Source organism: Bacillus sp. WC2503, assembly GCF_052682895.1.
In genome coordinates this window covers 3,858,116-3,879,156 of the sequence record NZ_JBQYMD010000001.1, presented here as the reverse complement: position 1 = coordinate 3,879,156, position 21,041 = coordinate 3,858,116, and the positions used below count along the sequence as shown (strand labels likewise).

Annotated in this window: 23 protein-coding genes and 1 other annotated feature; of the genes, 14 read left to right on the top strand and 9 right to left on the bottom strand. The window is 36.7% G+C overall.

The annotated features are described in order from the left end of the window. Position 1: 1 nt before the first annotated feature. Together ACUN26_RS19920 and ACUN26_RS19915 are read left to right on the top strand one after the other, a co-directional pair. Positions 2–691 (top strand): response regulator transcription factor, encoded by a 690-nt coding sequence (locus tag ACUN26_RS19920; protein ID WP_002039721.1) that lies wholly within the window; start codon positions 2–4, stop codon positions 689–691. Between the two features lie 147 nt (positions 692–838). Next, a complete protein-coding gene (locus ACUN26_RS19915; RefSeq protein ID WP_000503083.1) occupies positions 839–1,126 on the top strand; it encodes a hypothetical protein in 288 nt (95 codons plus the stop codon). A 122-nt stretch (positions 1,127–1,248) separates the two neighbouring features. Here ACUN26_RS19915 and ACUN26_RS19910 read toward each other — a convergent pair whose 3' ends face one another. The 4 genes from ACUN26_RS19910 to acuA all read right to left on the bottom strand — a co-directional run bounded on the left by ACUN26_RS19910 (position 1,249) and on the right by acuA (position 4,726). Beyond that, complete coding sequence (locus tag ACUN26_RS19910) at positions 1,249–2,070, bottom strand: alpha/beta fold hydrolase (RefSeq protein WP_002093169.1); 822 nt, start codon at positions 2,068–2,070, stop codon at positions 1,249–1,251. A 198-nt stretch (positions 2,071–2,268) separates the two neighbouring features. Further along, positions 2,269–3,435: an acetoin utilization protein AcuC gene (gene acuC / locus ACUN26_RS19905; RefSeq protein WP_000092817.1), complete on the bottom strand. Its 1,167-nt coding sequence runs from the start codon at positions 3,433–3,435 to the stop codon at positions 2,269–2,271. Continuing rightward, a complete protein-coding gene (locus tag ACUN26_RS19900) occupies positions 3,432–4,076 on the bottom strand; it encodes an acetoin utilization AcuB family protein (RefSeq protein ID WP_000634566.1) in 645 nt (214 codons plus the stop codon). The genes acuC and ACUN26_RS19900 overlap by 4 nt, the downstream gene beginning before the upstream one ends. Positions 4,077–4,093: 17 nt before the next feature. Further along, entirely contained in the window at positions 4,094–4,726 is a 633-nt protein-coding gene (acuA, locus tag ACUN26_RS19895; protein WP_000581398.1) for an acetoin utilization protein acetyltransferase AcuA, read from the bottom strand. Between the two features lie 176 nt (positions 4,727–4,902). Here acuA and acsA point away from each other — a divergent pair, with 176 nt between their 5' ends. From acsA to tyrS, 6 genes are all read left to right on the top strand, one after another. Beyond that, positions 4,903–6,621 carry an acetate--CoA ligase gene (acsA, locus tag ACUN26_RS19890; protein ID WP_000862061.1) on the top strand — a complete coding sequence of 573 codons (1,719 nt, stop codon included), beginning with the start codon at positions 4,903–4,905 and terminating at the stop codon, positions 6,619–6,621. A gap of 84 nt (positions 6,622–6,705) precedes the next feature. Next, a complete protein-coding gene (locus tag ACUN26_RS19885; RefSeq protein WP_002039724.1) occupies positions 6,706–7,266 on the top strand; it encodes a maltose acetyltransferase domain-containing protein in 561 nt (186 codons plus the stop codon). Positions 7,267–7,332: 66 nt separating this feature from the next. Beyond that, positions 7,333–7,788: a hypothetical protein gene (locus tag ACUN26_RS19880; protein ID WP_000066428.1), complete on the top strand. Its 456-nt coding sequence runs from the start codon at positions 7,333–7,335 to the stop codon at positions 7,786–7,788. After that, on the top strand, positions 7,769–8,314 hold the full coding sequence (locus tag ACUN26_RS19875; protein ID WP_445540885.1) for an RNA polymerase sigma factor: 546 nt from the start codon (positions 7,769–7,771) through the stop codon (positions 8,312–8,314). The genes ACUN26_RS19880 and ACUN26_RS19875 overlap by 20 nt, the downstream gene beginning before the upstream one ends. Further along, positions 8,295–8,540 (top strand): hypothetical protein, encoded by a 246-nt coding sequence (locus ACUN26_RS19870; RefSeq protein WP_001293783.1) that lies wholly within the window; start codon positions 8,295–8,297, stop codon positions 8,538–8,540. Before ACUN26_RS19875 ends, ACUN26_RS19870 begins: the two co-directional genes overlap by 20 nt. Before the next feature lie 77 nt (positions 8,541–8,617). After that, positions 8,618–8,846: a binding site (T-box leader), on the top strand. A 70-nt stretch (positions 8,847–8,916) separates the two neighbouring features. Then, positions 8,917–10,173, top strand: coding sequence for a tyrosine--tRNA ligase (gene tyrS / locus ACUN26_RS19865; RefSeq protein ID WP_000512079.1), 1,257 nt, complete (start codon positions 8,917–8,919; stop codon positions 10,171–10,173). Positions 10,174–10,251: 78 nt separating this feature from the next. Here tyrS and ACUN26_RS19860 read toward each other — a convergent pair whose 3' ends face one another. Continuing rightward, positions 10,252–10,554 (bottom strand): YjdJ family protein, encoded by a 303-nt coding sequence (locus ACUN26_RS19860; RefSeq protein WP_000154643.1) that lies wholly within the window; start codon positions 10,552–10,554, stop codon positions 10,252–10,254. A gap of 150 nt (positions 10,555–10,704) precedes the next feature. On the opposite strand from ACUN26_RS19860, the gene ACUN26_RS19855 reads away from it, so the two are divergent. After that, entirely contained in the window at positions 10,705–10,833 is a 129-nt protein-coding gene (locus ACUN26_RS19855; RefSeq protein ID WP_000050940.1) for a hypothetical protein, read from the top strand. An 87-nt stretch (positions 10,834–10,920) separates the two neighbouring features. On the opposite strand, the gene ACUN26_RS19850 is transcribed toward ACUN26_RS19855, so the two are convergent. Together ACUN26_RS19850 and rpsD are read right to left on the bottom strand one after the other, a co-directional pair. Beyond that, positions 10,921–12,069, bottom strand: a complete 1,149-nt coding sequence (locus tag ACUN26_RS19850) for a type I restriction endonuclease (RefSeq protein WP_000395709.1) — start codon at positions 12,067–12,069, stop codon at positions 10,921–10,923. Between the two features lie 244 nt (positions 12,070–12,313). Further along, on the bottom strand, positions 12,314–12,916 hold the full coding sequence (gene rpsD, locus ACUN26_RS19845; protein WP_000135316.1) for a 30S ribosomal protein S4: 603 nt from the start codon (positions 12,914–12,916) through the stop codon (positions 12,314–12,316). Between the two features lie 399 nt (positions 12,917–13,315). Here rpsD and megL point away from each other — a divergent pair, with 399 nt between their 5' ends. Then, entirely contained in the window at positions 13,316–14,494 is a 1,179-nt protein-coding gene (gene megL, locus ACUN26_RS19840; protein ID WP_000726615.1) for a methionine gamma-lyase, read from the top strand. 59 nt (positions 14,495–14,553) lie between these two features. On the opposite strand, the gene ACUN26_RS19835 is transcribed toward megL, so the two are convergent. Next, positions 14,554–15,033, bottom strand: a complete 480-nt coding sequence (locus ACUN26_RS19835; protein ID WP_000494323.1) for a GAF domain-containing protein — start codon at positions 15,031–15,033, stop codon at positions 14,554–14,556. A gap of 147 nt (positions 15,034–15,180) precedes the next feature. On the opposite strand from ACUN26_RS19835, the gene refZ reads away from it, so the two are divergent. Then, positions 15,181–15,819, top strand: a complete 639-nt coding sequence (gene refZ, locus ACUN26_RS19830; protein ID WP_000814925.1) for a forespore capture DNA-binding protein RefZ — start codon at positions 15,181–15,183, stop codon at positions 15,817–15,819. A gap of 11 nt (positions 15,820–15,830) precedes the next feature. Here the strand turns inward: refZ and ACUN26_RS19825 are convergent, their stop codons facing one another. Next, on the bottom strand, positions 15,831–16,775 hold the full coding sequence (locus ACUN26_RS19825) for a DMT family transporter (RefSeq protein WP_001036046.1): 945 nt from the start codon (positions 16,773–16,775) through the stop codon (positions 15,831–15,833). A 124-nt stretch (positions 16,776–16,899) separates the two neighbouring features. Between ACUN26_RS19825 and ACUN26_RS19820 the strand changes: the two genes are divergently transcribed. The 3 genes from ACUN26_RS19820 to ACUN26_RS19810 all read left to right on the top strand — a co-directional run bounded on the left by ACUN26_RS19820 (position 16,900) and on the right by ACUN26_RS19810 (position 21,039). Then, a complete protein-coding gene (locus ACUN26_RS19820) occupies positions 16,900–17,739 on the top strand; it encodes a LysR family transcriptional regulator (protein ID WP_000362578.1) in 840 nt (279 codons plus the stop codon). Positions 17,740–17,949: 210 nt separating this feature from the next. Beyond that, complete coding sequence (ezrA, locus tag ACUN26_RS19815; RefSeq protein WP_000377321.1) at positions 17,950–19,662, top strand: septation ring formation regulator EzrA; 1,713 nt, start codon at positions 17,950–17,952, stop codon at positions 19,660–19,662. A gap of 234 nt (positions 19,663–19,896) precedes the next feature. Continuing rightward, positions 19,897–21,039: a cysteine desulfurase family protein gene (locus ACUN26_RS19810; RefSeq protein WP_000638980.1), complete on the top strand. Its 1,143-nt coding sequence runs from the start codon at positions 19,897–19,899 to the stop codon at positions 21,037–21,039. Positions 21,040–21,041 lie beyond the last annotated feature (2 nt).

Below are 21,041 nucleotides of genomic sequence, written 5' to 3'. Positions count from 1 at the left end.
ATTGAAAAGAATCTTACTAATAGAAGATGAAGTAAGTATTGCAGAATTACAGCGAGATTATTTAGAAATTAGTGATTTTCAAGTTGATGTAGAGCATTCTGGAGAAATAGGCTTACAAATGGCTCTGCAAGAAGACTATGATTTAATTATTTTAGATATTATGCTTCCGAAAATGAATGGATTCGAAATTTGTAAACAAATACGTGCTATAAAAGATATTCCGATTTTACTTGTTTCAGCCAAAAAAGAAGATATAGATAAAATTCGCGGACTCGGATTAGGAGCGGATGATTATATAACGAAACCGTTTAGCCCAAGTGAATTAGTCGCAAGGGTAAAGGCACATATTTCTCGTTATGAAAGATTATCAGGAAATGTAAGTAAGCAACGTGATACGTTATATATTCATGGAATCTCTATCGATCAACGAGCGAGGAAAGTTTTTATAAACAATGAAGAAATCGCGTTTACAACGAAGGAATTTGATTTATTAACATTTTTTGTAACGCACCCAAACCAAGTATTAAATAAAGAACAGTTATTTGAACGTATTTGGGGATTAGATTCTGCTGGCGATTTAGCTACTGTTGTCGTTCACATTAGAAAGTTACGTGAAAAAATTGAAAGAGATCCTGCCCACCCGCAATATATTGAAACGGTATGGGGAGCTGGTTATCGTTTTAATGTGTAGTAAACCTGTCAAAGTGTTGACAGGTTTTTTATATGCGTAATAGTGTATTACACTTATGATTTGAATTTTAAAGGGAATATTAGGTAATTCGTGTTAAAATATAAAGAGAAATAAAACGCAGGATGGTTTGAGAGGAAGTGTTAGGTTTTGGGGGATGTACGAAAGAATATTAAATCAAACAAGGCTTTAAAGATTGGGACTAATATCATACTTATTTTATTAATTATTGGTGCAATACAAATGTTTTATGATAAAGATTATACAAATGACCATTTAGGTGGATTATTTTTGGTGGCTTTTTGGATGGTTAGAAGTATGTTTGGTATTACGATCAGCGTAAAAGAAGGAGATAAAAAGTCAGTATTTATTGATTTAGGTTTAGTCCTTTTTTCTTTTTATCTTTTATTTTATTATAGTATGAAGTTTTTCTTCTAAAAAATAAAGCTCAAAGTCATATAGAGACTTTGAGCTTTTATTAGTACATTAGTCTGTGAATTCATATGTTATTTATTTAGATTTTTTTAATAGTAACTGAACTCAAAACTGGATTTTCCCTGTTATAACGTTTTGTAAAATTCTTGTGTGATAGAAATAAAGTGGGTAGCCTCTTCTAAAAAAGGATAATGGTTACTGTCCTCAAATGGAATAAAGATAGAATTACGTATACCCTCATGCATCTCGATAGAATATTGAATTGGGCACTGCACATCGTGTCGTCCGCACATAATAAGTGTCTTTGTTTTAATAGAAGGTAAAGACTCTCTTAAATCAAATGAAGAATATTCATGAGCGAAAGCGTTCATGCGGCTGGTGGACATTGTTTTTTTGATCGGTCTACAAAAATAAAAGTTATAGTTTTCTGGTTTATACAATGATAATTTTGTTCTCTTAGTAGATAGTTCCTTTCGCTCTTCATTTGTAAGATGAGGGTTTTTCAAGTTCTCGATTAGTTCTTGCATATAATGAAATTGTGGATGGTAGGAATGGTAAATACAGTTTGATGTTTTCGTATAATCACTTGCTGCAGCTCCGGTTACGACTAATGATTGTAAGGAATTCGGATATGTAATCGCATACAAAATTCCAAGCATACCACCTGTTGAATGACCGGCGAAATGCCATGTTGGAAGTTGTAATGCTTCTCGTATTGCTTCTAAGTCGTGGATTGTTTCAATCATGCTTAATTTGTTTTCTGACTGGGCGGTTACAGAGCTACCGGCATCTCGTAAATTAATGAGAAATACACGATGCGTAGCAGTAAAAACATCCGCAAAGTAATCACCAGTTTCATTAAATTGTGAATAATGGTGTGTAACACAAAGCGGTTCACCATTCCCTTTTGTAAAGAGTTCAAATGTACCACGTTTCGTGCGGAGCATTTGTCGTTTCCACATAATATCACGACCTTTTCTCGTAAAAGTTGGGCCAGGCTGTTATGAAATGAAAATATATCAGCGATTATTAGAATATATCGGCGCAACTCGAAATATATCAGCGATTATTAAAATATATCGACTTACTGACAGAAATCGACAATAAATAAAAGGAGGCTATTAAAAAACGAGCCTCCTTTTCGTTTAGTACAAAGATTTTGTCATATTATTCCGAATAATTTCAAGGGATTTCGCTACAGTTAATGCATTCTTTTCTTCAATTTCTGGTTTACGGGGGATAGGTTTATACATGTTGTCTGGATCTTCCCATGTGAGGGGAAGTTCTGTTTCTGCTTGTCCTTTCCAAGCGTCAATCCATTCTGGAGGGAGATAACCTGAGATGTTTTGGATGTTGTTCATTTCGAGCCAAATGAGCGCCCACGCTCTTGGGACGACGCGCCAGTGGTCATAGCCACCGCCGCCGACAGCGATCCAGCGACCGTCGCAATATTCATTAGCGATTTCGCGAGCAAGCTTCGGTATTTCACGGTAAATATTCATCGTTGCACAAAGGTGTGTAAGTGGATCGTAATAATGCGCATCTGCACCGTTTTGCGTTAAAATAATATCCGGTTTAAAGTATGCGGCAACTTCTTTTACGACAGTTCGATATGATTCTAGAAACGATTCATCTTCTGTAAAAGCATCGAGTGGAACGTTAAAAGAATAACTATAGCCATTACCTTGTCCACGTTCATTTACAGCGCCAGTTCCAGGGAATAAATAACGTCCGGTCTCGTGTAATGAAATGGTGCATACGTTAGGATCATCGTAAAATGACCATTGTACACCATCGCCGTGATGAGCATCAGTATCAATATATAAAACACGTAAACCGTATTTCTTTTGAATGTATTTCATTGCGATAGAACTATCGTTATAAATACAAAAACCAGATGCCTTGCCACGGAAGCCGTGATGTAAGCCGCCGCCTAAATTAAGTGCGTGTTTTACTTTTCCAGAAAGAACAGCATCGACAGCTGTTAACGTACCGCCAACGAGCAGTGCGCTTGCTTCGTGCATATTTGGGAACATCGGTGTATCTTCTGTTCCGAGTCCATATGTCATCGCAATTGATTTTTCTAACTTTCCTTCTCCAGCACATTTTACCGCATTTATGTACTCCTCTGTATGAACATAGGCAATCTCTTCATCTGTAGCCATCCGTGGTGAGATGATTTGAGAGGGAGAGATGAAACCGCCCTTTTGTAATAAATCATACGTAAGTGTGACGCGCAGTTGGTTAAAAGGATGATCAGGGCTAAATGAATAGCCCCGAAAGTCATCCGAATAAATAAACGCGCTACTCATGCTTGCATCCCCATGATGTTTGGCCATAATACGCGGTAGCCTTCTGCTTCAAGTGCATCAATCACTTTTAGAGGATTCATCGTTTGAATGCGGAAAACGAGTACTTTATCATTCTCATCTTTTGCTGGGTAGACGAGAACGCTCACGATATTGATTTGTAAATCACTAAAAATAGCAACGACTTTTCCAAGAATACCAGGTTCGTTTTTTACTTGAATTTCAATTTGCGAACTTGGTTGATGTGCTCCTGTTAATTTTACTAACGTGTGCAGTACAGTAGATTCAGAAATAATTCCAACTAACTTTCCAGCCTTTGTAACAGGGAGACAGCCAATTTTATTTTCAAAAAATAAAGTAGCAATTTCCTCAACGAAATCGAGAGGATGGCAAGTCATAACAGGATGTTTCATAATAAGTTCAAGTGGTTGCTTCAGCATATCGAGTGAAACTTGTTCATCTAAAATAGACGGACTTGCATCTCTTACATCCCGATCAGAAATAATGCCTACAACATGATTATTTTGATCGACAATTGGAATGTGCCGAATGCCTTTCGTGCGTATCGTTCGGATTGCTGTTTCGATTGTATCGTTTGGATGTAGTGTCACCACATCTTGATTCATAATTTCTTCTACAATCATTCCAGTTGCCCCCTTTATTAATACATAAAACGATTGTGAAAACGTAGACGGTCAAATGCTTGAATAGAATCCGTATCGACGCGTTTACCGATGCGGACCATTAAACAGTTGGCAGGATGTGAACAAATTTCAGGATCATCTGTAGCCATCCATTGTAAACCACCAGCATTCATCATCTTTTCCATTACTTTTCGGTACTCCCAAACATTTAAGCCTGTTTGTTTTAAATCCCAGTGCCAATAATATTCAGTCGTCAATATAATGTAATCTTCCATATAATTGTCCATCATAGAAACTTCTAATAAGTTCTTTCCGACAGAGCACCCACGGAAGGCTGGGACGACTTCAATTGCCCCGAGCTCAATTAAGTTTTCCATTTTTCCTTCTGACCATCGTTCGAGCGGATCAGGATACAAGTATGTAACATATCCAACAATCGTTTGGTCATGTCTAGCAATAATAAGACGTGCTTCTGGTAATTTAGAAATTTCGACAATTGCTTTATATTGCTGCTCGGCAGGACGAAACGCAACTAAATCTGGATGGAATTCATACATTTCAAGATTATGGGTAGAGACAGGACCTTCAATAATTAAAGTGCCTTTCGCTGTTTTTAAGTTTCTAGCATTATATATTTTTTTATGAATCAATGTATTGCTCACCACCTTGAGGGTTTGTGAATCTATTAATATCGTACTTTATAATATATGCGATGTGAATCGAATTTTGTCATTAAAAATTTGTCTAAAAATCAACAAATATACTGAAAATTTTAAATAATATCATTATAATAGATAATAGAATACATAGGAGGGGGATGTAAAGTATGAAAGTAGAAACGCTTCCTGTCATTAAAGGAGAAAATAATTTGCCGAATTATGAAGAGGCATACGCGAATTTTAACTGGGAAGAGGTTAATAAACATTTTACTTGGAATGAAACAGGCCGAGTAAATATGGCGTATGAAGCAATTGATAAGCATGCGAAATCTGATCGAAAAAATAAAGTAGCCCTTTATTATCAAGATGGATCGCGAAAAGAGAAATATACATTTAAGGAAATGAAGGATTTTTCTAATAAAGCAGGAAACGTCCTAAAAAATTATGGCGATGTTGAAAAAGGCGATCGCGTTTTTATTTTTATGCCACGTTCTCCAGAATTATATTTCGCGCTTTTAGGTGCAGTGAAATTAGGAGCAATTGTTGGACCGCTATTTGAAGCATTTATGGAAGGCGCAGTTCGTGATCGTTTAGAAGATAGCGAAGCAAAGGTGTTAATTACAACTCCTGAATTGTTAGAGCGTATACCATTAAATGATTTACCAGCTTTAAAAACAGTCTTTCTTGTTGGAGATAATGTAGAAGAAGGCGGTAAAACAGTAGCGTTCAATCCTTTATTTGAACAAGCTTCAAAAGAATTACATATCGAATGGTTAGGCCGCGAAGACGGTTTAATTCTTCACTATACGTCTGGTTCTACTGGTAAGCCAAAAGGTGTTCTCCATGCGCAAAATGCAATGGTTCAGCACTATCAAACGGCGAAATGGGTATTAGATTTAAAAGAAGATGACGTATATTGGTGTACTGCTGACCCGGGCTGGGTAACGGGAACTGCTTACGGCATTTTTGCACCGTGGTTAGTCGGAGCATCAAATGTTATTTTAGGTGGACGATTTAGTCCAGATGCATGGTATGAAGCACTGCAAGATTACGGTGTAACAGTTTGGTATAGTGCACCGACAGCGTTCCGTATGTTAATGGGAGCTGGACAAGATGCAATTAAAAAATACGACTTATCACAAGTACGCCACGTATTAAGCGTAGGTGAGCCTTTAAATCCAGAAGTAATTCGCTGGGGTATGAATGCATTTGGACTTCGTATTCATGATACGTGGTGGATGACAGAAACAGGTGGACAAGTTATTTGTAACTATCCTTGTATGGAAATCCGTCCAGGTTCAATGGGTAAACCAATTCCAGGTGTGAAAGCAGCGATTGTTGATAATGAAGGAAATGAAGTGCCTCCATACACAATGGGTAACTTAGCAATTGGTAAAGGTTGGCCAGCTATGATGCGTGGAATCTGGAATAACCAGCAAAAATATGAGTCATACTTTATGCCGGGAGACTGGTATGTATCAGGTGATTCAGCTTATATGGATGAAGACGGATACTTCTGGTTCCAAGGACGTATTGACGATGTAATTATGACGTCAGGTGAGCGAGTTGGACCGTTTGAAGTAGAAAGTAAACTAATCGAGCATGCTGCTGTTGCAGAAGCTGGTGTAATTGGTATTCCTGATCCGGTGCGCGGCGAAATTATTAAAGCGTTTATCGCACTTCGAGCAGGATACGAACCATCTGATGAATTAAAAGAAGAAATTCGTCAATTTGTAAAAAAAGGCCTAGCAGCTCATGCAGCGCCACGACAAATTGAATTTAGAGATAAATTACCGAAAACGAGAAGTGGTAAAATTATGCGCCGCGTATTAAAAGCGTGGGAGTTAAACTTACCAACAGGTGACTTATCAACGATGGAAGATTAAGAGAGAAAGGTCTGAACGAAAAATGTTCAGGCCTTTCTTTTTTAGGATATCATGAACTTATATATATAAGTTGAAGGGGATAGTATGATGAAAACAGAAAAAGAAAAGATGATACTAGGAGAAATGTACATACCGGCTGATCCAGTTTTAGTACAAGAAAGAGAGCAAGCACGTATATTAACGAGAAAATTAAATGATACGCCAGAAGAGCAATTGAAAGAGCGTAGCGAAATCGTAAAAGAATTATTCGGAACGACAGGAGATAATATTCATCTTGAATCTACTTTTAGATGTGATTACGGCTATAACATTCATGTCGGTGAAAATTTTTACGCGAACTTTGACTGTACGATTTTAGACGTATGCCCGGTAACAATCGGAGTGAACTGTATGTTAGCTCCAGGTGTTCACATTTATACAGCAACGCACCCACTCGATCCAATTGAGCGTATAAGCGGATCAGAATACGGAAAACCAGTTACAATTGGCGATAACGTATGGATTGGCGGAAGAACAATTATTAATCCAGGTGTAACAATTGGAGACAATGCGGTGATCGCATCTGGTGCTGTCGTAACGAAAGATGTGCCTAATAATGTAGTAGTTGGCGGGAATCCTGCAAAGATTATAAAAAAACTAAAATAATATTTGAACGAAGTGCCTTCCTCGTCTGTATACATTTATGAAAGAATAGATGAGGGAGGCTTTTTTATGTCTAATAAATTACTTCTTGCTTTTGCTTTAATTGGAATTATAGTTGTATTTTCTTGTGGTCTTTTCTTACCGATACCAATTGGATATAGAGTATCAATGCTTACAGCTGGAGTTATAATGGGTGTTCTGTTTTCAATCATTATTCCATTTGATAGAAAACATATAGTACGGAAAAATGGATATAAAATTGATTTTACAAAAACAAAAGTGTATTTTCGCTGGAATGTATTTGATACTATTTCTGTCTGCCTTGCGTTGTATGCATGCATATGTGTGCAAGCGTTAAATATTTTAGTTGCAATGGGATTTACGATTCAAAACCCATATGTGCAATTTTTTACAAATCAATCACAATTGTGGATTTTTATTGCGATTGCATATTTAATTTCCCGTATTTCATTAACGTTAAAAGGAATAAAGGAGATCAAAAATCATGGCGCAGATTGGGATTGAGGAGGAGCTCATGCTTGCGTATCAAAGTGGAGATAAACAAGCGGGAAAAAGACTATATGTTTTAATCAAACCAGCGCTATACACATTTTTATATCGATTTAACCGAGATGAACAATTAAGTATCGATCTTGTGCAAGATACGTTTTTGACGCTAGAGCGTAAGAAACATATGTATGAACTTGAAAAAGGTAAAATAAAAACGTATTTATTTCAAATTGGTTATCGTCTTATGATTAATAAATTAAATAGGAGAAAAAAGTGGCGTACGCTTTTGCCATTTTTAGTGCCGATTCCGGAAAAAGAATTTTCTCACGAAGATCGGCTCACAGTAAGAGAAGCAATTTTGAAAGTTCCAGAAGAGCAAAGAGCGGTCCTAATCCTTTATTATTATCATGACATGCAGCAAAAAGAAATTGCAGAGATATTAAACATTCCGATTGGAACGGTGAAATCGAGACTTCATAACGGGATAAAGAAATTGAAACAATTGCTGGAGGTGGACGAAATTGAGCGAAAATCCCTTTAAGAGTGAATATAAGTTAAAGCAACATTTAGATAGTGATCATGTAGAAATACCAGACTTTCCAAAAACGGTAAGTCGATTCGATCGATTAATCGGGTTTCTTGGTTCCCCAGCGAAAGATCCTGTGGAGGCGACCATTGGGAATGATTTATCGGTTGTGTTTCATGTATCGTTATTAGTTGGGGTTCCAATTCTTTCTCTTATTACGATACTCTTTATGACGTTGTAAAGGATTGGTAAGGAGAGAAACCAGGCCTCTATTTGACACGCCTATATAAATGATGGTATAAAGAAAAGTATATGAATAATTGAGCGTGGAAAGGGAGAAGTAGTGATCATTTCCCTGTTTTAGAGAGCTGATGGTCGGTGGAAATCAGCACATAGATGATCGCGAATTACGCCCCTAGAGCATCTTTTTTCGATTGAATTGTATTCAAAAGGGAAAAGACGGTGCTAAGCCGTTATGTAAATAAGGTGGTAGGCTTTTTTTGCCTGCAACTAGGGTGGTAACGCGATAATCAAAATCGTCCCTTATTTGAAGGGGCGATTTTTTTATGTTTTCAACTTTCACGCCAGTAATGAACTTAAAGGAGAGTATGTAGGATATGGGTATTTTACAAGATCTTGAATTTCGCGGTCTAATTAATCAGCAAACAGATGCTGAGGGCCTTGAGCAATTATTAGAAAAAGAAAGCGTTAAATTATACTGTGGTTTCGACCCGACAGCGGATAGCTTACACATCGGTCATATGTTACCAGTATTAATGTTACGTCGTTTCCAATTAGCTGGTCATCAACCAATCGCACTTGTTGGCGGTGGTACTGGTATGATCGGTGACCCAAGTGGTAAAAAAGCAGAGCGTACATTAAATACGAAAGATACAGTTGCTTACTACACAGAAAGCATTAAAAACCAACTTTCAAACTTCTTAGAGTTTGAAAACGTGGACAACCCAGCAACAATGGCTAACAACTATGACTGGCTTGGTAACTTAGATGTAATTTCATTCTTACGCGATATCGGTAAAAACTTCGGTTTAAACTATATGTTAGCAAAAGATACAGTAGCATCTCGTTTAGAGACGGGTATTTCATTCACTGAGTTTAGTTACATGATCTTACAATCATACGACTTCTTAAACTTATACCAACACCATAATTGCCGCCTACAAATCGGTGGTAGTGACCAATGGGGTAACATTACAGCTGGTCTTGAATTAATCCGTAAATCAGAAGAAGATGCGAAAGCATTCGGTTTAACAATTCCACTTGTTACAAAATCTGACGGTACGAAGTTTGGTAAAACAGAAGGCGGCGCAATTTGGTTAGATCCAGAGAAAACAACTCCTTACGAGTTCTACCAATTCTGGATTAACACAGATGACCGCGACGTTGTTAAATACTTAAAATACTTCACATTCTTATCTCATGAAGAAATTCTTGAGCTTGAAAAGCAAGTAGCTGAAGCGCCAGAAAAACGTGCAGCACAAAAAGCGTTAGGTTCTGAAATGACAAAACTTGTTCACGGTGAAGAAGCATTAGAGCAAGCGATTAAAATTTCAGCTGCACTATTCAGCGGTTCTGTAGCAGAACTGACTGCAAATGAAATCGAACAAGGATTCAAAGACGTACCATCTGTAGAACGTACTGCAGAAGATACAGTATTAATCGACTTACTTGTAGAAAGCAAAATCTCTCCATCAAAACGTCAAGCACGTGAAGATGTAACGAACGGTGCAATCTACGTAAACGGTGAGCGTACGCAAGCATTAGACTATGTTGTAACAGAAAACGACCGCATCGAAGGTAAATTCACAATCATTCGCCGCGGTAAGAAGAAATATTTCTTAATTCGTTACTAATCAGAAACGAATATAAAACAAATAGTACCCCGAATTGTAGGCTGAAAAGTTTATGATTCGGGGTTTTTATGTATGAATTTAGATTACCTTACGAGTTCTTGTAAATAGAATATGAAGAATTAATACGAGCATATAAAGTAAGCTAATGAGCATAACAATAAATGCTGTTGGATAAAATTTTGCTGCATATATAAAGAAATCGATTTGATAAATATCTTGGTAATTTGAAACGGTGCCTTTAAAATAATTCGTAAACTTAGCGCTATATTTCCATTCATCAGGGTAATCTATTAAATTACTCCCCTGATACCAACTCATAAGTGCTGAAGTAATAAAAAGCATACATGCACTGCCCAATTGAACCATTTGGTTTATTGTCAAAAGAAATCTACCTCCTATTTTATGGTTATTATAGCGTGCATTCGTATTCCTGTAACCTTTTTGTTGTAATCTCCTTTTCGAGTTCATACGGAAATCACATGTAAGCGGTATGATAAACGTATAACAAATAGAAAGGAGTGGTAAAACAAAATGTCACTAGAAGCGCTCATTATTTTTTCTTTGCTAAATGCGGGTCAGCTTGCAGAGAATTCGAAGGTGGATATACATAAAGAGCAAAAAGATGCTTATGTATATGTTCAAAAAGAGGAAAATAAATAACTTTATTTTATATATAAATGACAAAAAGCCAATCTAGAGGATTGGCTTTTTGTCATTACGTTGGAAAAAGAGGAGAAATCCCTCTTTTTAAACATTAGATAAAATTTGATCATAGCATGAAATAATAAGTGGTTCCAAATCTTTTAAATCATTAACATTATCAATGAAAATTCTACTTACTCCCTGTGATTTTGGGGCTTGCTCAACAACGAAATTAGGGCAGAGCTGTTTAGTAGCTTCTAAATCTAGTCTTACAACTAAGGATTTTGCATCTCCATCAAGGAAAAGACGTATAAACCATTTTGTGATTACACGATTCATGATGCAAAAATAACTAATAGTATCTTTATATTTAAGGTCACTGATGTCTCTTTGATTTTCAGTTAATATTTCTTTAACAATGTTAAAGGCAGTCAGTTCATCTTCGGTAGTGAAAACTCTATCTGTTTTGTCTTCTTTGCTAATGTCTTCCATTATTTCGGCAGAAGCGGCTGCAACTAGGCTTGTTTCTATTTTCTCCGATGTTTTTGTTTCTTTTGGTGTTAAACCATCACTGATTATTTCTAATAGTGTTCGATTAATTGCTTTTTTAACAATTGGTCGGAACCGCTCTAAAACGTTATTTGTAATTCTAGTTGAGCTAAAGTCTTTAATTAGAAAACGAAGGAAGTCATCTGAAGGATTTTTAAATAACTCTTTAATTGTGGAGTTTAAATTGGTCATATAAATAAGCTCTTCGGCATATTTTACAATCTCTTCAGCTTCAAAATTCTCTTTTGTAAAAGTTTCAATCGTTTCAATATCTAAATTACTTAAACTATCCATACTGAATGTGAAGAAAGGTTTTTCGTCCATTACATTGTCATTTGTTAAATCAGTATAAAATTTGTATTCTACACCATTAGTTAGTACTCCTACTTTGACATCAGGTAAGGCATTGAAATACCTAGATAGTTGCGCATCGTGTTTAAGGAGATTTTCTGTTACAGATTTTGCCTCAATTAAAATAATTGGAACTCCATTTTTGAAAACCGCATAATCGACTTTTTCTCCCTTTTTAGTTCCAAAGTCTGCAATATACTCAGGTCTAACTTCTAAAGGGCTAAAAACGTCATAACCTAGCTTTTGAAGAAAAGGAATAATTAATGATTGCTTGGTCATTTCTTCATTAGTTATATACTCTTTTCGTTCTAAAATTTGGTTAGCTATTTTGTTTATATCATTTCTGAATTCCATATCAACGTCTCCTCGTTATAAAGTTTAAACTTAATATTAATACTATTATTTAAAAATTCATAATATAACATAAGTTATGTGTGAAAATAGGAAGGTTATTTTTATATTTGAATTTGATTAGATTAGATAAAACATATTTGTTTTAGGTGGGAGTATAGAGTATTGGGATTTTTATGTTACGTGGGATATAAAAAATTATGGTGAGAATTGAAAAAAGCCAATCCAGAGGATTGGCTTTTTGTCATTAACGAGAGTAGAACTCTACGATTAATGCTTCGTTGATTTCAGCTGCTAACTCAGAACGCTCAGCGTGACGAGTGTAAGTAGCTTCTAATTTATCAGCATCGAAAGTTAAGTATTCTGGTACGAAGTTGTTAACTTCGATCGCTTCTTTAACAACAACAAGGCTGTTAGATTTTTCGCGAACGCTGATAGTTTGACCAGGTTTAACGCGGTAAGATGGGATATCTACGCGAGCGCCATCAACCATGATGTGACCGTGGTTTACTAATTGGCGAGCTGCACGACGAGTGCGAGCTAAGCCCATACGGTAAACTAAGTTGTCAAGACGAGCTTCAAGAAGGATCATGAAGTTTTCGCCGTGCTTACCAGGCATTTTACCTGCTTGGTCAAATGTGCGACGGAATTGACGCTCAGTCATGCCGTACATGTGACGAAGTTTTTGTTTCTCTTGTAATTGTAAACCGTATTCTGAAAGTTTCTTACGTTGGTTAGGACCGTGAGGACCTGGTGCGTAAGGGCGTTTTTCTAATTCTTTTCCTGTGCCGCTTAGAGAGATTCCAAGACGACGAGACAGTTTCCAAGCTGGACCTGTATAACGAGCCATAGTTGACTCCTCCTTTAAAAATGTTTTTATTTACGTAAAATAAAAACAGACGTAATCGATATTTACGGGCATTTTGTTTTCATGTACCTTCGCTCCAGCAGCAGGGAGTTACGAGATACACCTCCGTAGAGGAACAAAATACAAACGATAAACTCACATTACAAGGCTGCCTTTTTATTTTACACAAACGCTATTATATCTTTTACCCAGAGTTTCGTCAAGCGAGTACGTTTTTGTTTTATGCATATAAATTTTGGAAATTAATATAAGAAGGAATTTAAAACAATATAAAAGAAGAGATAGAAACACAAATAAAACGCTTACATAAAATGTAGTAAAAACATTCATCAGTTTTTTACTGGTGAATATGCGGGATAAAAACATAAAGGGGATGTTTTTATGAAAAAGAAGCATATGGAGACAGCGTTAATTCATCACGGTTATACATCTAAGGAACATAAAGGAAGTTTAACACCACCGTTATTTCAAACGTCTACATTTACATTTGAGACTGCGCAGCAAGGAGAGGCGAGTTTTGCGGGAGTAGATCCGTCTTATATTTACTCAAGACTTGGAAATCCAACTGTAAAATTATTTGAAGAACGTATGGCTGTGTTAGAAGGGGGAGAAGAAGCACTTGCTTTCGGATCCGGAATGGCAGCTATTTCAGCAACGTTAATTGGTTTTCTAAAAGCTGGAGATCATATTATTTGTTCAAACGGATTATATGGGTGCACGTACGGATTTTTAGAAGTGTTAGAAGAGAAATTTATGATTACACATTCGTTTTGTGATATGGAGACAGAGACTGATATTGAAAATAAGATTCGCCAAAATACAAAGCTTATTTTCGTTGAAACACCGATTAATCCAACGATGAAATTAATCGATTTAAAACAAGTGATTCGGGTTGCGAAGCGAAATGGCTTACTTGTCATTGTTGATAATACGTTTTGTTCACCTTATTTACAAAGACCGCTTGAGCTTGGTTGTGATGCTGTTGTGCATAGTGCGACAAAATATATTGGTGGCCATGGTGATGTTGTAGCGGGTGTAACAATTTGTAAAACGAAAGTGTTAGCTGAAAAAATTCGTCCGATGCGAAAAGATATCGGCGGTATTATGGCGCCGTTTGATGCGTGGTTATTATTACGCGGATTAAAGACATTAGCAGTAAGAATGGATCGTCATTGTGATAATGCAGAAAAAATTGTATCGTTCCTAAAAAATCATGATGTAGTAGAAGGGGTTTGGTACCCAGAAGGGGAGTTAGCATCTCGCCAAATGAAACGGGGCGGTGGCGTTATTTCTTTTTCTGTCAAAGGCGGGAAAGAGGAAACGCAAGCGTTTATCAATGACCTTCACTTTATTACGATCGCGGTAAGTTTAGGTGATACAGAAACGTTAATTCAGCATCCAGCAACGATGACGCATGCTGCGATTCCAGCGGAACTAAGAAAAGAAATGGGTATTTTCGATAATTTAATACGTTTATCTGTCGGTTTAGAATCGTGGGAGGATATCGTTTCTGATTTGGAGCAAGCGTTAAAGAAAATATCTATTGTTAGTAATCAATAAAAAAGAGTGAGCTATCGGTTTCGTACATTACGTACTTAATCGATAACTCACTCTTTTTCTTATATATGTTTTAACAGTGTTTCCACAAACTTTTCTAAATAGTGCTGATCTACTTCATCGAAACGATTTTTTTCAGGACTATCAATATCCAGTACACCAATGACATTTCCGTCTTTTATAATCGGTACAACGATTTCCGAATTAGAGGCACTATCGCAAGCGATATGTCCTGGGAATTGGTGAACGTCCGCTACAAGTTGCGTTGTTTTCGTTTCAGCTGCTACGCCGCAAACGCCGCGTCCGAATGGAATACGTACGCATGCTGGCATTCCTTGGAATGGCCCGAGAACGAGCTGATTTCCTTCTGTTACATAAAAGCCAACCCAATTAACGCGATCTAAAAATTGGTTTAATAATGCGGACGCATTTGATAAGTTTGCGACTACGTTTAATTCGCCAGTTAATAATGCATCCAGTTGTTTAATTACTGTCTCATACTGCTTTTCACGAGAACCTGCATAACTTTCTTTTGTAAACATGGAAACAACTCCCTTTTTATCGAGATGTGTAAAATATTAGCAAAATACGATGTATTTCACATGACTTTGTCGATAGAAAATTAAAGGAATTTGTCTTAAAAGTCAAGAAATTTAAACTATAGCTGTTCAGTGAGAGGAAGTGAGCGCATGAAGCAGACGAAACAAAAAGTAATTGATGCGGCAATATCGTTGTTTAATACGAAAGGTTATGACGGGACATCAGTGCGAGACATTGCAAAGCGAGCGGATGTGAATGTAGCGAATATTTCATACTATTTTGCTGGAAAGCAAGGCCTATTAGAGCAGCTTATTACTGATTTTTTAGAAGGATATATTCATGTGATTGAAACGTCCTTTGAACAGAGAGAGTATTTGTCGGCTAAAGATGTGATGGTGCAAATGGTACGCGGGATTTTACGATATCAATTTGAAAATAGGGAACTGACACGTTTTTTTTATAGAGAGCTTTCGCTTGATACGACATTAATTCGTGAAGTGATGACCGTTTATTTTTCTAAAGAAAGATATTATATCGAACAAATCATTAGAGAAGGACAAATGAAGAAAGAGTTTAGAAAGGTATCTTTTACAATGTTTATGACGCAATTAAAAGGCATGATAAATATGCCGTTTTTATATCCACAGTATATATCAGAAGTATTACATTCATTTCCATCCGAAACATTTTTCTTAGAAATGTATACGAAGGAAATTGAGCAATGGATGGAACAAGCATTATGTAAAACGAATATGTATCAGGAATGGCCAAGAGCTGTTCATATGTGAAAAATCCCCACCTAACGAACCGAGGTGGGGATTTTTGTAGTTTCTTTTCTTTGCCATAAATTGTTACATAATAGCGCAATAATTGTTAATGAGGCTCCGGCAAGTTCGATTTTGTCGACCGTATAACCTCGAAATATGGAACCGATAAGTGCAAGGACAGGAACTAAATTCATAAATAATATGCCGTTAATAGATGAAATATAGCGATTCCCCATATTCCAGCAAAACACAGCGATAACACCTGCAATAATCGACATATAAAAGAGTTCAAAACGAACGCTCACAATTGTGCGTAATGATGGTACAGTAATGACGTTTGTGTAAGTTAATAAAGTGACAATAACGATGAGTGACATTGAACCGAACAAACAAGTTAACGTTGTATATCGAAGTGGTGACCAAGATTGAAAACGAGCACCGCCATTTGTATAAATGACCCAGCAAGTAACGCCGCATAACATCAATATATTCGTAGATAAGTGACTTGCAGCTCCAAATAATAAGTGAATATTTCCTTTTGAAATGACAAGCATAACACCGAGTAATGCAACGAACATACAAAGAAAAGTGTAGTTTTGTGGACGCTTATTTTTTGTTATCCATTGTAATGTTAAGGCAATTAGTGGCATGAGAGACTGAATCATCGCTGCATGGATTGCTCCAGAAGGTCCGGCAAGTTGTTGTCCGTAGAAAACGAGAAAACCATATCCAGCGAAACCGACTGTTCCGTAAAAAAATAAAGAAAGTGTTCGTTTTTCTAAGCGGAGCGAATGTGTCCCTTCAGTGATTAATAGCAAAATAAGAAAAATAATAGCTGCAGATCCGTAGCGGATAGTTGTGAAAAAGAACGGATCGATAAATTGTAAGGCATTTGCCATTACAGGAAACATAAATCCCCAGGCAGTTACGGCAAGTAAGCATAGGAGGGATCCGAAGAGCATTTGTTTTTTGTTCAAGAGTACCATTCTCCTTTACATTTCGTTATAGTAAGTTGATGAAATAAGTATAAAGAGTAATGATTTATAGAAGGAAATATCGATTTTTTATAACAGTTATAACTTTTTGTTAGAGGTGTATATGATGGATTTAGAGGCAGTACGATCGTTTATGGAAGTAAAGCATACGCGCAGTTTATCAAAGGCAAGTAAGCTTTTACATATTTCACAACCAGCGCTTAGTAAACAAATCCAAAGATTAGAAGCGGATTTAGAGGTTACTTTACTCAAGCGTTCTGCTCAAGGAGTGGAGTTAACAGAGGCTGGTGAGATATTTATAGCAAGAATGTTACCGATTTTGGAACGAATACATGAAGTGAAAACGGAAATGAAGAAATATCAAGAAAAACGGAAAATCTCTATAGGTATATTGCCAAGTTTAGCGGCGCGTTACATATCGAAATGCAAAGATATATTAGGTGATGGATTCGAAATAGAATGGAAAATTGAGCATACGAAAGTATTAATGGAATTGTTTAAAGAGCGGAAGATTGAAGCGATGTTCATTGATTCAGTAGTAGAAGGCGCTACATATATAAAAGAAATGCGGGAGGAAAAAATTGTTTGTGTAGTTTCAAATGATCATCCTTATAAAGAGAAAACAATAATCCGAATGGAAGGTTTGGAACATGAGAAATTAATTGTGTACCCAGAAATATGTGATGTAAGGAAAATGATTATGAACATGTTTCAAGGTATAGGTGCGAAACCAATCATTGCGTTTGAAACTTCTTATGCAGAACCGATGCTTGCGATGGTCGGAGCTGGACTTGGTATCACTTTACTTCCAGAAATGTCAGTGGAGCAAGCGGTAAAGCAGGGGAATGTGCATGTGATTTCTGTTGAACCTCCACTCATGCGCAAAATCTATTTCGTATCTCATATGAAAGAGTGCCCGTTATGGCAATCATTTGAGGATAGGTAGTGAAGCGGGCGGAAGATTAAGAAAGATTACAATTGCATTTAAAGAAACATGAAATTTTAAAAAAAACTAGGTCAAAAACACGTCATTACATGGTATGATTAGTACATTGTTAGTTGTTAAATATAGGGGAATTCCCTTTTTATACATAATGCCTTCCATTTCATAAACGGAACGGACAAAAAAAGAGATATAACTAGGAGGCTTTTTTGCATGGATTCTATCCTGACGATCGTTATCATTGTAGTAAGCTCTATTCTAGTGCTGCTCATGATAGAGCTTGTGATAAGAAATCGTTCATATAAAGATATTGAAGCACTGGAGCAGTGGAAACAAGAAATAAAAGATAAACCTGTAGCAGATGAACTAAAGCGAGTAAAAGATTTGAACATGACAGGTCAAACAGAAGAACTGTTTGGTAAATGGCGTGAAGAGTGGGATGAAATCGTATCAACAACTCTTCCAAAAGCTGAAAAAGATTTAGGGCAAGCGCGAAAATTCGCCTCGCAATTCTCCTTCCGCAAAGCAAAGCATGCGATGAACGAATCCATAAGTGGTTTAGATGACGCTGATAATCGTATTACAGACATTTTAAATGAATTACAGCAACTGTTAGAAAGCCATGAAAAAAATAGCTCGGAAATTGAAGGGTTACGTGATACATATCGTAGTATGAAAAAGAGTGTTCTTGCTCATCGACACATGTATGGAGCAGCTGAGCAGAGAATTGAAGAGATGCTAGATGCCGAATCTAATAAATTTAATAGTTTTGAAGAAGCAACAAATAATGGCGACTATTTAAAAGCGAGAGAAATTGTTATTAGTTTGGAAGAAGGTTTAGCTAATTTAGAAATCATTATTCACCAAATTCCAGATTTATTGGTAGAGTGTCAAGCAACGTTACCAGTTCAACTGGAAGATTTATTACACGGACATAATGATATGGTAAGACAAGGTTATGTATTAGATTACCTGGAAATCCCTAAAGAAGTTCGCGATATGACGACACAACTACAAACATGTTTAATGGATATACAGGAGCTTCATATAACGGAAGCGGCTGAAAAAGTAGAAAAATTAAAAACTCGTTTAGACGGTTTTTATGATCAACTAGAACAAGAAGTGCATGCGAGACATTATGTAGAGCAAAAAACACTTTCTGTTTATGAAGATTTAGAAGAACTTCGTGAAGAAACAATTGAAACGAAAGCAGAAACGCAACTTGTGAAACAAAGCTATCAGTTACAAGATAAGGATATTGAGTCTCAAAAAGTAATTGAAAAGCAAATGCACATTTTAATGAAACGTTTTGAAGTGATGCAATTACGCGTTGCTGAACAAGATATTGCATTCTCTATAATTCGTGAGGAACTAGAAGAGGTTTATGAGCAATGTGAAACTTTAAAAGTACTTCATGCAGAATATAAAGAAATGCTACAAACGATGCGTAAAGAAGAATTTGAAGCGCGTGAGAAGTTGCAGGAAATGCGCAATACAATTTTTGAAACGAAACGCTTTATGCAAAAGTCGAATTTGCCAGGTCTTCCAGAGAGTATTATGGAAGATTTACAAAGAGGGCAAATGGCAATGCAAGCTGTATATGAGCAATTAGAAATAAAACCGCTAAATATGCATGCTGTAAATAGCAGTTTAGAAGAAGCATACACAACTGTTAACGGTGTAGCTGAAATGACAGAAGAGTTAATTGGACAAGCGTATTTAGTTGAAAAATTAATTCAATACGGAAACCGTTACCGCAGTCATGATGAAAATCTTGCAGAAAGCTTAAATTATGCAGAGAAATTATTCCGTGAATATCAATACGATGCAGCTTTAGAACAAGCGGCTTCTGTACTAGAGCAACTTGAACCTGGCGTTGTTCAAAAAATAGCTGAATATGTAGACAATGAACAAACCCTTTCATAAAGGGTTTGTTTTTTTGTGTAATTTTGAAGGCGATGTTGCTATAATGAATAGCGGAATACAGTAAGGTTATTCGTTTCAAAATAAAGTGAAACTGTAATCAGTGGGGGGATTCATCCCCACTGATTACTAGCCTTCACCAATCGGGATAAAACGGAACCTTTGTGTAGTCTTAGCGTAATTACACGTATTTATGATATGATTATATGATGTGATAGCGCTGAAAGGGGAAGAACGATGATCTATTTTGATAATAGTGCGACGACGAAGCCATATCCAGAAGCCCTTCAATCGTACGTAACGGTTGCTGGGAAATATTTTGGAAATCCTTCTTCTATTCATTCGCTTGGAGGAGAGGCAGAGCGTCTATTAACACAATCAAGAACGATTGCAGCGCAGCTTCTTCACGTAAAACCTTCCGAAATTATTTTCACATCGGGTGGAACGGAAGGGAATAACCTTGCGATTAAAGGGATAGCGATGAGGAATCGTTCGCGCGGCAAACATATCATTACAACAAATATTGAACACGCGTCTGTGTTTGAGGCATATAAGCAATTAGAAGAACTCGGGTTTGATGTAACATATTTACCGGTTAACGAGCATGGTGTTGTATCGGTAGAGGATGTGAAGCGAGTGCTTCGTGAAGATACAATTCTTGTTTCAATTATTCATGTGAACAACGAAACTGGAGCAATTCAGCCCGTTGCTGAAATTGGAACGTTATTATCGAATTATCCGAAAATAAGATTCCATGTGGACCATGTACAAGGGATAGGAAAAGTACCGCTTAATTTATATGCTTCGCATATTGACCTTTGCTCAATATCTGGACATAAATTCCACAGTGTAAAAGGAACAGGTCTTCTTTACGTGCGTGATGGCGTAAGATTAGATCCGATTTTATCAGGTGGTCAACAAGAGCTTAAGTATCGCTCTGGTACAGAGAACTTACCTGGCATTGTAGCGATGGTGAAAGCACTTCGCATGACAATGGAACAAGTGAAAGAAAAGATAGCTCATTTGCAAAGTTTACAAACAGAGCTTGTACGTTTCTTTAAAGAAATGGAACATGTAACAATTAATACGTCGCTTGCATATGCAGCACCACACATTTTAAATGTGTCGTTTGTCGGTTTAAAACCGGAAGTGGTCGTTCATGCTTTAGAAGAACACGGTGTATATGTATCAACGAAGTCTGCTTGTTCTTCAAAAGCAAATGAAGTGAGCAGAGTGTTAGTGTCAATGGGAGTACCGCATGCAGCTGCTGCAAGCGCTATTCGTATTAGTCTAGCACCAGACAACACGAGGGAAGAAGTAAAACAATTTGAAGGTATTGTAAAAGAGACAATGCCAAAATTATATGAAGTGATGAGGTAAAG